The organism is Sporosarcina koreensis, assembly GCF_000826145.2.
GTDB classification, from domain to species: Bacteria; Bacillota; Bacilli; order Bacillales_A; family Planococcaceae; genus Sporosarcina; species Sporosarcina trichiuri.
This window is the reverse complement of the sequence record NZ_LN651337.1, coordinates 644,935-657,767: the sequence shown is the minus strand read 5'-3', so window position 1 is coordinate 657,767 and position 12,833 is coordinate 644,935. Positions and strand designations below refer to the sequence as shown.

Here is a 12,833-nt window from a genome sequence, read left to right as displayed (position 1 = left end):
AATAGACAAAACGCCTATTTCTAATCCAACCGTACCATCTATAATAGAAGGAGAAGAAGAGGTGAGCGAGATGCTGTATGAAAACGATTTCATAACTTTGACACTGGATGGCGAATCAGTCATCATGGAGACGATAAAGAGCGGTTTTCCGCTGAAATCTTTCGACCGGGTGACCCGCGAGCTGCCCCGGTTGAGGATCACTTCCTTCCCCGAGCTGCGCAGTGCCCTGTCGGCTGAAGGCGCCGTAACGGAAATCGGTCAATATGCACCTGAAATCGAAATCACTCTATCCGCCGATAAGATGAAAGCCGAAGCAGTCATCTTATTAACGGAGGAAGAGCTTGCTGAGAGAAAGCAATCGCTGCCGGCCTATGTGGACCGGCTGCTTGATGAGTCACGGATCATTCATGGCCGCTGCCCGATCGATTGGGATGCCGTCAAGCCCAGGCAGACCATCCTGGCAGCTAAAGGTACAGAGCCGGTCAAAGGCAGAGACGCTCAGCTCACATACATAGAAGCACCTGAAAGACGTCCCGTCATCCGGGAGGACGGATCAGCCAACTATTATGAAATGAATTTTGTCAAACATATAAAAAAAGGGGACTGGCTTGGAGAGAAACTGCCGGCACAGGAAGGTAGCTCGGGATGGGATGTTACAGGCGGCCAAATCCAGGCGAAACGTGGATTGGATGCCAAGTTGGTCTATGACCGTAAATCCGTGGAAGAAATCGAGGAAGGCGGCAGAACCGTCCTGCGCGCCATCCATGGCGGCGTTCTTGACTATCACAATCAGATCGTCGGGGTCGGCAGGCAGCTGATGATCGACGGGGATGTCGGCCCGGAGACAGGGTCTGTCACCTTTGACGGCACAGTCATCATTTCCGGAACTGTCCTGGCAGGATACAGTGTCAATGCAACAGGAGATATATCGGTAGGTGCCAAAGAAGGGGTCACGAATGCAAAAGAAATCCGCTCCGAACAGGCGGATATCTACATACAGGGCGGAGTCTTCGGCGGCGGTTCGACCGTTTTGGAGGCAAGCGGCACGATATTCATCAAACACGCAAACGACTGCTGCCTGTTCGCCCACACTGTCCAGGCCGGGCTGTATATACTCGGCTCCCATGTAGCAGCAGATTACGTCCATGTCGATCGCCACAAAGGCAAGATCATCGGCGGCAAAACGGAGAGTGTATACCTGATCGAATGCGCATATGCAGGAAATCATCATGAACGGAGTACGGAACTCATAGCATGCGGTATTGATAAAGAGGCTCTCCATATCGAAATCCAGCAGCTCGCACAGACCATCAAAGATTTGCAGAAACAGATCACCACCCTTGAAAGTCATGCAGATCCCCTGGAACCGATGAAAGACACACTGCCACCTCCGCAGCGTGAGGCGTATGATAAGATCCAGCAGATGATCCGCACGAATACTGACGAAGTATTCGCGCTGGATGGAATCATACAGAAAAAGCTGCATACGATAAAAACAGCGGTCCGGCCAAAGATAGAAATCACGAAAGAAGCGAATGCAGGCGTTACAATCCAGGTGGTTGCGAAATCGACAGTTCTCACCTCTCCGACAAGAGGGGTCTTTGAGCTGACGGATGGTGTGCTGAATATTTAGAAGCGGCATATGAAAGGGGCTGAGTCCATGGAGCTCGGAAACAGGCCGAGAGTCTATGCGCACCGGGGGGCGTCCGGCGCGTATTTTGAAAATACGATGGAGGCATTCGGCGGGGCGGCGGAGGAAGGCGCAGACGGAATCGAGCTGGACGTCCAGCTGTCGAAGGACGGTGTGTTCTTTGTCATCCATGATCCGGATCTTGTCAGGCTGGCAGGCATCCGATGCCGGATTTCCGATATGGAAGCGGCCGATATCGACCAAGTGCAGATAGGCAGACGGTTCACCCGTAAATTCAGGGGCTTTCATATACCGAGGCTGTCGAAAGTCATCACCTTCGCCCTCATGGAGCCGATCGGACTCAATGTTGAAATGAAAGAGACGATTTCGGAAAATCCGGACTGCCTGCAGGCTCTGCTGAATCAGCTGGCAGTGCTGGATGATGTCCATCTGTCTTCTTTCGATTATTCACTGATCGTGAGAGCGAAGGAACTGGAGCCGTCGATGGAAACTGCATTTCTGCTGAAAAAGGCTGTGCTGAAGGAAAAGTCGCTGGCAGATTATCCTGCCGCGGATGCATTCCACTTCCATAAACGGATGCTGACCGATACCTATGCCGAGCAATGGCAGGCGGCAGATCGGCCGATCAGGATATACGGTGTGGACGGGACGGAACCCTTCATAGAGGATCCGCCGGCGTACATCCATGGCTGGATCACCGACTATCCCGGCCGCTTTTGCAAATGATTGCAAGCGGCCGGCCGTCAAACTGAAAAAGGCTGCCCCGGATAACTTTGTTATCCGGGGCAGCCTTTTTCATTGTTTTTTCTTCGGAATGCGTCCTTTACGCTGATCACGGCGGAACAGGAATCCAGCAAAGAAGCCGATACCCGCAGCCAGAAGGACCAAACCTGCAATAAATTGCAGCCATATGTATGGGAAGGGATTGAATAGTACACCAAAGATAGCATCACGCATCAATTTAATGCCGAGAGCTGCTGCAATGCCCGGTACGATCAGGACTATGAAGGCGGCTAAACGTGCCATATGATCTCCTCCATTCGTATTTCATTTTACCTGCTGCCGAAGGATTGTCAAGAACGAGAAGATGCGGTATGATAAATGGGAAATGCAAAAGATTGCACAGTGAGGGAAGGAGATTGAATGACTTTGCAAAACATCGTTGTGATAGATCCGAATGACCAGCAGCTGAACATTTTGCAAAAGATCATCCAATCGGACTTCTGCCGGATCACTGCTATTGCCAGCCGGGAAGATTCGGCTGAGGCACGGAGTTTTGCTGCACGCCATTCCATTGCGTATGACACCGATCCTTCGGCTGTTTTAACAGATGACGTACAGACCGCGTTTGTTTTCTCGGGAATGGATGCCGCCGAATCAGCACAGCGGTTTCCTGGTATTACTGTCTTTCCTGAAGAGATCAGCACATTATATTTCCGGCTGATCGAGAGGGAGATTACACATTTGCAGACGATCCTGTCAAAAAGTTTTACATACGAGGCGATTTTCCATTCTGTCGAGGAAGGAATGATCGGAATCGACAGGAACGGAATAATTCAGCTCTTTAATGACAGCGCTTCCAAAATGCTCGGTATCCCTTTAGGAAAAGCGGCAGGGAAACCGATCTCATCAGTAATTCCGTCTTCGCGGCTTTTGGAAGTTGCGAACAGCGGACACGGGGAAGTGAACGTCAAGCTGCAGCTGCCGAACGGGCTGGATATTTTAAGCTCCCGTTATCCGATCACCCTGGCAGATGGCACCACTGCCGGCGCATTCGCCGTGTTCAAGGAGGTTACAGATGTTATTGAAACCGCTGAAGAGATCACGGACTTGAAGCGTGTGAAAACGATGCTTGAAGCGATTATCCATTCCAGTGACGATGCTATTTCGGTTGTCGACTCGAATGGCCTCGGTATTCTGGTCAACCCTGCGTACACCCGGCTTACCGGCCTGTCGGAAAAAGAAGTGATCGGCAAGCCGGCGACAGCTGACATAAGTTCAGGTGAAAGCATCCATATGAAAGTGCTCGAGACCGAGCGGCCGGTGCGCGGAGTCAAGATGAAAATCGGAGAGAATAACCGTGATGTCATTGTCAATGTCGCTCCGATCATCGTCGACGAAGAAGTGAAGGGAAGCGTCGGGGTCATCCACGATATCACCGAAATGCGCAGCTTGATGAGACAGCTGGATCAGGCGAAAGCGATGATCCGTGACCTTGAATCCTCTTATACATTCGATGACATTATCGGCGGGGACGAAGATCTGACAATTGCAGTCAGCCAGGCAAAGATAGCTGCCGGCTGTGAAATCCCTGTCATGCTGCGCGGGGAGCCGGGAACAGGCAAAGGGCTGTTCGCCCATGCTATCCATACTGGCAGCAACCGGCATGAAAGCGATTTCATCCGTGTGTCATGCAGTTCACTTGATATGGATTCTGTCGAATTGGCTCTCATCCATTTCAAATTACAGACTGATGAATTGTCAGGCACCCTGTTCCTGGATGAAATCACGGACCTGAAACCGGAAATCCAAGAGAGTCTGCTGGAATATCTCGAGTCAGGCAGGGTCACGGCAGCTGGACAGCCGAGACAGCTTGGCATGAGGATCATCGCCTCGTCATCTGCGAACCTGGAGCGGGCGGTCCACGGCGGTACGCTGAGTGAGGAACTCTATTTCCAGCTGACCCGGATATCCATCCGCATCCCGAGCCTGCGGGCACGCTCCGGTGATATCCCAGAAATGACGGAAGTGCTGCTTGCCATGCTGAACCAGGAGTTCGGGATGGCTGTCCATTCCCTGACCGGCAGCGCCCTGAAGCGCCTCCAGTCCTACGAATGGCCAGGGAATGTCCGGGAGCTGGAGAACGTGCTGAGCCGTGCAATGATCCTGTCCGAACCCGGATCTGATATTCTGGATGAAGAGGATATCATCCGCGCCCTGTCCTCAGGGAGTGAACTGACAGCAGCACAGACACTTCCTGAAAAGCGGACACTCGCTTCCCTCATGGAAGCCCATGAAAAATTACTGCTGGAAACGGCTTTGAAAGAGAACGGCGGCCAAAAAGTCGCCGCTGCCGATAAGCTCGGCATCTCGCTGCGATCGCTTTACTACAAACTGGAGAAGTACAAACTGATTTGATGGAAATGGGGGGATCGGATGAAAACGCTCGCTGAAGTGGTCAGACGTGCAGCGGAGCTGCCGGGCAGGCCATGCACTGCGGTTGCTTGTGCAGCCGACCAGGATGTTCTGGAAGCTGTGGAACACGCCGTATCCAGAGGGCTGGCTGCATTCAAGCTGTTCGATGACGGACAGGAACTCAATGAAATGGTCCGCAAGCATACACCCGAACTGATCGGCCATCCTGATGTGGAGTTCATCCAGGCAGCAGGACGGGACAATGCGGCCGCGATGGCTGTGCAATCCGTCTCATCCGGCGAGGCGCAGGTTCTCATGAAAGGGAATCTCCCGACGGCTTCCCTCATGAAGGCCGCTCTCAAGAAAGAAGGCGGGCTGCGCAGCGGAAATGTACTGTCGCATGTAGCGGCATTCGAGATACCCGGGTATGACAAGTTGATCTACCTTACGGATTCGGCGATGAGTCTTCTGCCGGACCTGGAGACGAAAGCGCAGATCATCCGGAATGCAGTTTCAGTCGCCCGGGCGTGCGGACTTGAGCTGCCGGTCGCCGTTCCGCTCGCTGCCGTGGAAGCCGTCAATCCTGCCATGCAGGCGACTTTGGATGCTGCTGCCTTGACGATGATGAATCAGCGAGGGCAGCTGGACAATTGCATAGTGGACGGGCCGATGGCACTCGACAACGCAATTTCAACAGAAGCGGCCCTGCATAAAGGGCTGACAGGACCGGCCGCAGGGAAAGCGGATATCCTGGTCGCACCGAACCTCGAATCCGCGAATATGCTCTACAAGTCGCTCACCTATTTCGCGAAAGCGAAAGTAGGCGGCATGATCCAAGGGGCAGCCGCTCCGATTGTCATGACATCCAGGGCGGACAGTGCCGAAACAAAACTGAACTCGCTGGCACTCGCCTTGCTTGTCAGCAAAAATCAAACCGAAAACGGAGGAAACTAAAATGGAAATCATGAAATATATGGAAACTTATGACTACGAACAGCTTGTGATCTGCCAGGACAAGACAACAGGCTTGAAAGCATTCATCGCCATCCATGACACGACACTCGGACCGGCACTCGGCGGAACACGTATGTGGACATATGACAGCGAAGAAGAAGCGATCGAAGACGCACTCCGTCTTGCGCGCGGCATGACATACAAGAATGCTGCAGCCGGACTGAACCTCGGCGGCGGCAAGGCCGTCATCATGGGCAATCCGAAAACCGACAAGAACGATGAGATGTTCCGCGCATTCGGCCGTTTCATCGAAGGGCTGAACGGGCGCTATATAACAGCGGAGGACGTCGGCACAACAGAAGAGGACATGGACCTCATCCATCTGGAAACGGACTATGTCACGGGTGTCTCCGCTGAATTCGGTTCCTCAGGCAACCCATCGCCGATCACTGCACTCGGCGTCTACAAAGGCATGAAGGCAGCAGCGAAAGAAGCATTCGGCAGCGATTCCCTGAAGGATAAAACGGTTGCTGTCCAAGGCGTCGGAAATGTCGCGTACACAATGTGCGAATACCTCCACAAAGAAGGCGCGAAACTGATCGTCACAGACATCAACCAGGACGCGGTCCAGCGCGCAGTCGACAACTTCGGCGCAACAGCAGTCGGCATCGATGAGATCTACAGCCAGGACGCGGACATCTTCTCGCCATGCGCACTCGGCGCGGTCATCAACGACGACACGATTCCGCAGCTGAAAGCGAAAGTGATCGCAGGATCGGCGAACAACCAGCTGAAAAATCCGGAACACGGAGACAGAATCCATGAGATGGGTATCGTCTACGCACCGGACTATGTCATCAACTCAGGCGGCGTCATCAACGTCGCGGACGAACTGGACGGCTACAACCGTGAACGTGCTCTTAAGAAAGTCGACACGATCTACCAGACAATCGAAAAGATCTTTGCAATTTCCAAGCGGGACAGCATTCCGTCATACGTGGCAGCTGACCGTCTGGCCGAAGAACGGATCGAGCGTGTCGCGAAAGCGCGCAATCAGTTCCTGCAAAATGAAAAAAGCGTTCTGTCGCGGCGCAAGTAACAGACCTGCCGGACATGTGTACCGCGAAAGGAGAAAATGGCCATGGCTGCTTCAGGAATGACAATATTGACGATCAATCCAGGATCGACGTCAACAAAAATCGGGGTGTTTGATGACGGCCGGCTGATAATGGAAGAAACCCTGCGTCATTCGACTGAAGAACTTGCACCGTTTCCCAATGTCACCGCGCAGTACGGCTTCCGGAAAGAACTGATCATCCGGTCGCTCGCCGACCATGGAATCAGCACAGCAGCCCTGGCTGCAGTTGTCGGGCGCGGCGGACTGCTCCGCCCGATCGCCGGCGGTACGTACCGTGTCGACGGACAGATGCTGGAAGATCTGAAGCGGGGCGTTTCCGGCCAGCACGCCTCGAATCTCGGCGGCATCCTCGCGAACGAGATCGCCTCGGCAGAAGGGATCCCCGCGTTCATCGTGGACCCGGTCGTCGTGGACGAACTGCAGCCGGTCGCCCGGCTGTCTGGATTCAAACTGCTGGAACGGCATTCGATCTTCCATGCGCTGAACCAGAAAGCGGTCGCCAGGCGCTATGCCAAGGATACAGGCAGGAATTACAGTGATCTGAAACTGATCGTCGTCCATATGGGAGGCGGTATCACTGTCGGTGCCCATGAGTACGGCAATGTGATCGATGTCAACAACGGCCTGCACGGGGACGGACCATTCAGTCCGGAACGGGCAGGGACCGTCCCGGCCGGGGACCTTGTCGATATTTGTTTTTCCGGCAAGTATTACCGTCAGGAAGTGATGGAGATGCTCGTAGGCCAAGGCGGTATGACAGGGTATTTGGGCACGAATGATGCAGTGCAGGTTGAGAAACGGATTGCAGCAGGTGATGAGGAAGCGAAACGTGTCTACGATGCGATGGCCTATCAGGTCGCAAAAGAAGTAGGCAGTGCCGCTGCGGTGCTTCGCGGGAAAGCGGATGCCATCATCCTGACGGGCGGACTTGCATACGGCAGAGGATTTGTGGAAGAGATCAGGAACTATATCGAGTGGATCGCAGAAGTCGCCGTCTATCCGGGGGAAGACGAATTGCAGGCCCTTGCAGAAGGGGCAATCCGTGTTCTCACCGGTGAAGAGGAAGCGAAGACGTATCCCAGTATAGAACAGGAGGCAGCACACGATGGCTCAAGAATATGACGTAGTGATACTCGGAGGAGGGACCGGCGGATATGTCGCCGCAATCCGTTCCGCCCAGCTCGGTCTGAAAACGGCGCTTGTTGAAAAGGGGAAACTCGGAGGCACTTGCCTGCACAGAGGCTGCATTCCGAGCAAAGCACTTCTGAAAAGTGCGGAAGTGTTCCAGCTGGCAAAAGAGAAAGCCGGAGATTTCGGTGTGCGCACGGAACGTGTCTCACTCGATTTCCAGGCGGTCCAGCAGCGGAAACAGTCGATCGTCGACCAGTTGTACAAAGGTGTGCAGGGTCTCATGAAGAAAGGCAAGATCGATGTCTACGAAGGGACCGGCCGGATGCTCGGACCGTCCATCTTCTCGCCGATGCCGGGAACCATCTCGGTGGAGATGAACAATGGAGAGGAAAATGAGATGCTCATCCTCAAAAATCTGGTACTTGCCACCGGGTCCCGCCCGCGTACGCTGCCGGGCCTTGAACTGGATGAACAGCAGGTGCTGTCATCGGATGGGGCGCTTGCCATGGAATCACTTCCCGCGTCGATGCTGATCATCGGCGGGGGTGTCATCGGAATCGAATGGGCATCCATGCTGAATGATTTCGGTGTGGAAGTGACTGTCGTCGAATACGCTGACCGGATCCTGCCGACGGAGGATGCGGACATTTCGAAAGAGATGAAGAAACTGCTCGAGAAAAAGGGCATCCGTTTCGTCACCGGGGCAAAAGTGCTGCCGGGTACAATCGAGAAGTCCGAAAACAGTGTTACGATCTCCGCGGAAACAGGCGGCGATCAGCAGACATTCACGGCGGAAAAAATGCTGGTCTCCGTCGGCCGTCAGGCAAACACGGAAGGCATCGGGATCGAGAATACGGATATCGAAATCGAGAAGGGCTATATTAAGACGCGTCCTACGTTCCAGACGAAAGAAAGTCATATCTATGCAATCGGCGACTGCATCGGCGGTCTCCAGCTCGCCCATGTCGCATCCCACGAAGGGATTTCGGCAATCGAACATATTGCCAACCAGTCACCAGCACCGATGGAATACGAAAAGATCTCCCGCTGCATCTACTCGAGCCCCGAAGCGGCAAGCGTCGGAATCACTGAACAGCAGGCGAAAGACCGCGGCTACTCAGTGAAAATCGGGAAGTTCCCATTCCAGGCGGTCGGCAAGGCACTCGTCAACGGGAAAGCGGACGGATTCGTCAAAATCGTCGCGGATGAAGCGACTGATGATGTCCTCGGCGTCCATATGATCGGCGCCGGTGTGACGGACATGATTTCCGAGGCGGGTCTTGCGATGGTGCTGGATGCGACGCCTTGGGAGATCGCGGAAACAGTCCATCCGCACCCATCCCTATCAGAAGTGATCGGGGAAGCGGCATTGGCGGTAGACGGAAAAGCAATCCACATGTAACCAAAAAGGGGGAAACACCATGGCAACGAACCGGCACGAAGAGCTCGGTCTCACAAATGATGATGTGCTCAAGATGTATGAAACTATGCTGATGGCGAGAAAGATCGACGAACGGATGTGGCTGCTGAACCGGGCAGGGAAAGTCCCGTTCGTCATCAGCTGCCAGGGCCAGGAAGCGGCGCAGATCGGCGCAGCGTTCGCGCTCGACAAAGACAAGGACTGGATTGCGCCGTATTATCGTGATATGGGCGTCGTTCTCCATTTCGGCATGACGCCGAAAGATCTTATGCTGTCGGCGTTCGCCAAGGCGGAAGATCCGAATTCAGGCGGCCGGCAGATGCCCGGACACTTCGGGCAGCACAAAAACCGTATACTGACCGGCTCCTCCCCTGTTACGACACAGCTGCCCCATGCTGTAGGGGTCGCGCTTGCCGCGAAGATAAAAGGCGAAGATTTCATTACATTCTCGACACTCGGCGAAGGTTCTTCCAACCAGGGGGACTTCCATGAAGGCATGAACTTTGCAGGCGTGCATAAGCTGCCGACAGTCATCATGGTCGAAAACAACAAGTATGCGATTTCCGTGCCGCTTGAGAAGCAGATCGCCTGTGAGCATGTATCCGACCGTGCAGCGGGCTATGGCATGCCGGGCGTCACGGTGGACGGCACAGATCCGCTCGAGGTCTACAAAGTCATGAAGGAAGCAGCCGACCGTGCGCGGCGCGGAGACGGTCCGAGCCTTGTCGAAGCTGTCTGCTACCGTCTCACAGCCCACTCGTCCGATGACGACCACCGGCTGTATCGTGATGCTGAAGAACTGGAGACGGAACGCAGACTTGATCCGCTGCCGAAATTCGAGGCGTACCTGAAAGAGACAGGAGTCCTAACAGACGAAAGCCGGGATGAGATCGAGACGCGTATCATGAAAGAAGTGAACGAAGCGACAGACTATGCGGAACAGGCGCCGTATGCGGAGCCTGAGTATGCGCTCCGTCATGTCTATGCGGAACAAGGAGGGAACGACTGATGGCGGTCATTTCATATATCGACGCAATTACCAGCGCCATGGCAGAAGAGATGGAACGTGACGAGAACGTTTTCGTCATGGGTGAAGATGTCGGCCGCAAAGGCGGCGTATTCAAAGCAACGACCGGGCTGTATGACAAATATGGTGAATACCGCGCTCTTGATACGCCGCTGGCCGAATCGGCGATTGCCGGCGTAGCGATCGGTGCTGCCATGTACGGAATGCGGCCGATCGCAGAGATGCAGTTTGCGGACTTCATCATGCCTGCGGTCAATCAGATTGTCTCCGAAGCAGCCAAGATCCGCTACCGGTCCAATAATGATTGGTCGTGTCCGCTTGTCGTCCGTGCACCTTTCGGCGGCGGTGTCCACGGCGCGCTTTATCACTCGCAGTCAGTGGAATCCATGTTTGCCGGCACACCGGGACTTAAAATCGTCATTCCGTCGACTCCATATGATGCAAAAGGATTGCTGAAAGCGGCAATCCGCGACGAGGATCCTGTCCTGTTCTTCGAGCATAAGCGGGCGTACCGCCTCATCAAAGGAGAAGTGCCTGAAGAGGAATATGTTCTTGAAATCGGCAAGGCGGACGTCAAGCGTGAAGGCGAAGACATTACAATCATCACATACGGACTCTGCGTCCACTTTGCGCTGCAGGCTGCTGAACGGCTTGCAGAAGACGGAATTTCAGCGCACATCCTCGACTTGCGGACGATCTATCCGCTCGACAGGGACGCGATCATCGAAGCAGCGAAGAAAACAGGGAAAGTCCTTCTCGTCACAGAAGACAACAAAGAGGGCAGCATCATGAGCGAAGTGGCTGCCATCATCTCCGAGAACTGCCTGTTCGATCTCGACGCGCCGATCCAGCGGCTTGCCGGCCCGGATGTCCCGGCGATGCCCTATGCGCCGACAATGGAGAAGTTCTTCATGGTCAATCCGGATAAAGTCGAAAAAGCAGCACGCGATCTCGCTGAATTTTAAAAACGGACGGAGGGAATTCCAGTGGCAATCGAATCGATCAAAATGCCCCAGCTCGGTGAAAGTGTCACCGAGGGGACTATCGAGAAATGGCTTGTGAAACCAGGAGACCATGTAGAGAAATATGACTCGCTTGCGGAAGTGAACACTGACAAAGTGACAGCGGAAGTGCCATCTTCCTTCAGCGGCATCATCAAGGAAATCATCACCGAAGAAGGACAGACGGTCGCTGTCGGTGAAGTGGTCTGTACGATCGAAACCGAAGGCGGTGCCCAGGCGGATGAACCGGCAGCAGTGCCGGCAGCAGAAGAACCGGCCAGCGAAATGCCGGCTGCGGGTTCACAGAAGCCGTCGACGCCTTTGAAAAAGGAGAAAGGCTCGGCATCCGGACGCTATTCACCGGCCGTCCTCCGTCTTTCACAGGAGCACGATATCGATCTGTCGCTCGTAGACGGTTCGGGGCGTGACGGGCGGATCACACGCAAAGATATCCAGGCCATCATCGACAGCGGTGAAAAACCGCAGCCGAAAACAGAAGAATCGTCAGCGTCACAGCCAGAACCGGCTCCATCCGCCCCTGCACAGCAGGCTGCAAAAGCACCGGCCGCCAGCGGCACTGCGAACGTACCGACGGCTCCGGGAGATGTCGAAATCCCGGTAACCGGTGTCCGCCGGGCGATCGCAAACAATATGCTGAAATCCGTGCACGAAGCTCCGCATGCATGGACGATGGTCGAAGTCGATGTGACTCAGCTGGTGCAGTACCGTGACTCGCTGAAAGCCGACTTCAAGAAAAAAGAAGGCTTCAACCTGACATACTTCGCATTCTTCGTCAAAGCGGTATCCCAGGCGCTCAAAGAATTCCCGATGATGAATTCCATGTGGGCCGGCGATAAGATCGTCCAGAAAAAGGACGTCAACATCTCGATCGCTGTCGCGACGGAAGATGCGCTGTTCGTGCCGGTCATCAAACAGGCTGACGAGAAGACCATCAAAGGCATCGGCCGCGAAATCTCAGAACTTGCAGGAAAAGTGCGGTCCGGAAAACTGACGTCCGCTGAAATGCAGGGCGGCACATTCACTGTCAACAACACCGGATCGTTCGGTTCGGTCCAGTCGATGGGCATCATCAACCATCCTCAGGCAGCGATCCTGCAGGTGGAATCGATCGTCAAACGCCCGGTCGTCATGGATAACGGTATGATCGCAGTGCGTGATATTGTCAACCTGTGTCTGTCGCTCGACCACCGGGTGCTCGATGGACTCGTCGCCGGAAACTTCCTGGCACGCGTCAAAGAGATCCTTGAATCTGTTTCCCCGGATAACACATCCGTTTACTGAAAAAGCATGCACCCCCCCGGCCAAGATGAACTGGACGCGGGGGTTTCTTTTCAATCAGGTGCAGCATGATGTAC

The 12,833-nt window shown here is 54.4% G+C and carries 11 protein-coding genes; 10 read left to right on the top strand and 1 reads right to left on the bottom strand.

Translation table 11 applies throughout. The annotated features are described in order from the left end of the window. The first annotated feature begins 70 nt into the window (after positions 1 to 70). Positions 71 to 1,633, top strand: coding sequence for a DUF342 domain-containing protein (locus BN1190_RS08925; RefSeq protein ID WP_040286575.1), 1,563 nt, complete (start codon positions 71 to 73; stop codon positions 1,631 to 1,633). Between the two features lie 27 nt (positions 1,634 to 1,660). After that, positions 1,661 to 2,377 (top strand): glycerophosphodiester phosphodiesterase, encoded by a 717-nt coding sequence (locus BN1190_RS08920; RefSeq protein WP_040286574.1) that lies wholly within the window; start codon positions 1,661 to 1,663, stop codon positions 2,375 to 2,377. Positions 2,378 to 2,446: 69 nt separating this feature from the next. On the opposite strand, the gene BN1190_RS08915 is transcribed toward BN1190_RS08920, so the two are convergent. Beyond that, positions 2,447 to 2,677 carry a DUF2627 domain-containing protein gene (locus BN1190_RS08915; RefSeq protein ID WP_040286573.1) on the bottom strand — a complete coding sequence of 77 codons (231 nt, stop codon included), beginning with the start codon at positions 2,675 to 2,677 and terminating at the stop codon, positions 2,447 to 2,449. Positions 2,678 to 2,794: 117 nt separating this feature from the next. On the opposite strand from BN1190_RS08915, the gene BN1190_RS08910 reads away from it, so the two are divergent. The 8 genes from BN1190_RS08910 to BN1190_RS08875 are packed head-to-tail and all read left to right on the top strand — an operon-like array spanning position 2,795 to position 12,759. Continuing rightward, positions 2,795 to 4,789 (top strand): PAS domain-containing protein, encoded by a 1,995-nt coding sequence (locus BN1190_RS08910; RefSeq protein WP_040286572.1) that lies wholly within the window; start codon positions 2,795 to 2,797, stop codon positions 4,787 to 4,789. 18 nt (positions 4,790 to 4,807) lie between these two features. Next, positions 4,808 to 5,740 carry a bifunctional enoyl-CoA hydratase/phosphate acetyltransferase gene (locus BN1190_RS08905; RefSeq protein ID WP_040286571.1) on the top strand — a complete coding sequence of 311 codons (933 nt, stop codon included), beginning with the start codon at positions 4,808 to 4,810 and terminating at the stop codon, positions 5,738 to 5,740. 1 nt (position 5,741) lies between these two features. Next, complete coding sequence (locus BN1190_RS08900; RefSeq protein WP_040286570.1) at positions 5,742 to 6,839, top strand: Leu/Phe/Val dehydrogenase; 1,098 nt, start codon at positions 5,742 to 5,744, stop codon at positions 6,837 to 6,839. A 42-nt stretch (positions 6,840 to 6,881) separates the two neighbouring features. Beyond that, positions 6,882 to 8,000, top strand: a complete 1,119-nt coding sequence (buk, locus tag BN1190_RS08895; protein WP_040286569.1) for a butyrate kinase — start codon at positions 6,882 to 6,884, stop codon at positions 7,998 to 8,000. Continuing rightward, positions 7,984 to 9,411: a dihydrolipoyl dehydrogenase gene (lpdA, locus tag BN1190_RS08890; protein WP_040286568.1), complete on the top strand. Its 1,428-nt coding sequence runs from the start codon at positions 7,984 to 7,986 to the stop codon at positions 9,409 to 9,411. The genes buk and lpdA overlap by 17 nt, the downstream gene beginning before the upstream one ends. 19 nt (positions 9,412 to 9,430) lie before the next feature. Then, positions 9,431 to 10,438: a thiamine pyrophosphate-dependent dehydrogenase E1 component subunit alpha gene (locus BN1190_RS08885; protein ID WP_040286567.1), complete on the top strand. Its 1,008-nt coding sequence runs from the start codon at positions 9,431 to 9,433 to the stop codon at positions 10,436 to 10,438. Beyond that, on the top strand, positions 10,438 to 11,421 hold the full coding sequence (locus tag BN1190_RS08880; protein WP_040286566.1) for an alpha-ketoacid dehydrogenase subunit beta: 984 nt from the start codon (positions 10,438 to 10,440) through the stop codon (positions 11,419 to 11,421). The genes BN1190_RS08885 and BN1190_RS08880 overlap by 1 nt, the downstream gene beginning before the upstream one ends. A gap of 21 nt (positions 11,422 to 11,442) precedes the next feature. Then, positions 11,443 to 12,759 carry a dihydrolipoamide acetyltransferase family protein gene (locus BN1190_RS08875; RefSeq protein ID WP_040286565.1) on the top strand — a complete coding sequence of 439 codons (1,317 nt, stop codon included), beginning with the start codon at positions 11,443 to 11,445 and terminating at the stop codon, positions 12,757 to 12,759. Positions 12,760 to 12,833: the final 74 nt, after the last annotated feature.

What these genes read in the sequence shown, in the direction of transcription:
- BN1190_RS08905 (WP_040286571.1), top strand. Translation starts at nt 4,808, where the DNA reads ATGAAAACGCTCGCTGAAGTGGTCAGACGTGCAGCGGAGCTGCCGGGC.
- BN1190_RS08925 (WP_040286575.1), top strand. Translation starts at nt 71, where the DNA reads ATGCTGTATGAAAACGATTTCATAACTTTGACACTGGATGGCGAATCA.
- BN1190_RS08885 (WP_040286567.1), top strand. Translation starts at nt 9,431, where the DNA reads ATGGCAACGAACCGGCACGAAGAGCTCGGTCTCACAAATGATGATGTG.
- lpdA (WP_040286568.1), top strand. Translation starts at nt 7,984, where the DNA reads ATGGCTCAAGAATATGACGTAGTGATACTCGGAGGAGGGACCGGCGGA.
- BN1190_RS08900 (WP_040286570.1), top strand. Translation starts at nt 5,742, where the DNA reads ATGGAAATCATGAAATATATGGAAACTTATGACTACGAACAGCTTGTG.
- BN1190_RS08915 (WP_040286573.1), bottom strand. Translation starts at nt 2,677, where the DNA reads ATGGCACGTTTAGCCGCCTTCATAGTCCTGATCGTACCGGGCATTGCA.
- buk (WP_040286569.1), top strand. Translation starts at nt 6,882, where the DNA reads ATGGCTGCTTCAGGAATGACAATATTGACGATCAATCCAGGATCGACG.
- BN1190_RS08920 (WP_040286574.1), top strand. Translation starts at nt 1,661, where the DNA reads ATGGAGCTCGGAAACAGGCCGAGAGTCTATGCGCACCGGGGGGCGTCC.
- BN1190_RS08910 (WP_040286572.1), top strand. Translation starts at nt 2,795, where the DNA reads ATGACTTTGCAAAACATCGTTGTGATAGATCCGAATGACCAGCAGCTG.
- BN1190_RS08880 (WP_040286566.1), top strand. Translation starts at nt 10,438, where the DNA reads ATGGCGGTCATTTCATATATCGACGCAATTACCAGCGCCATGGCAGAA.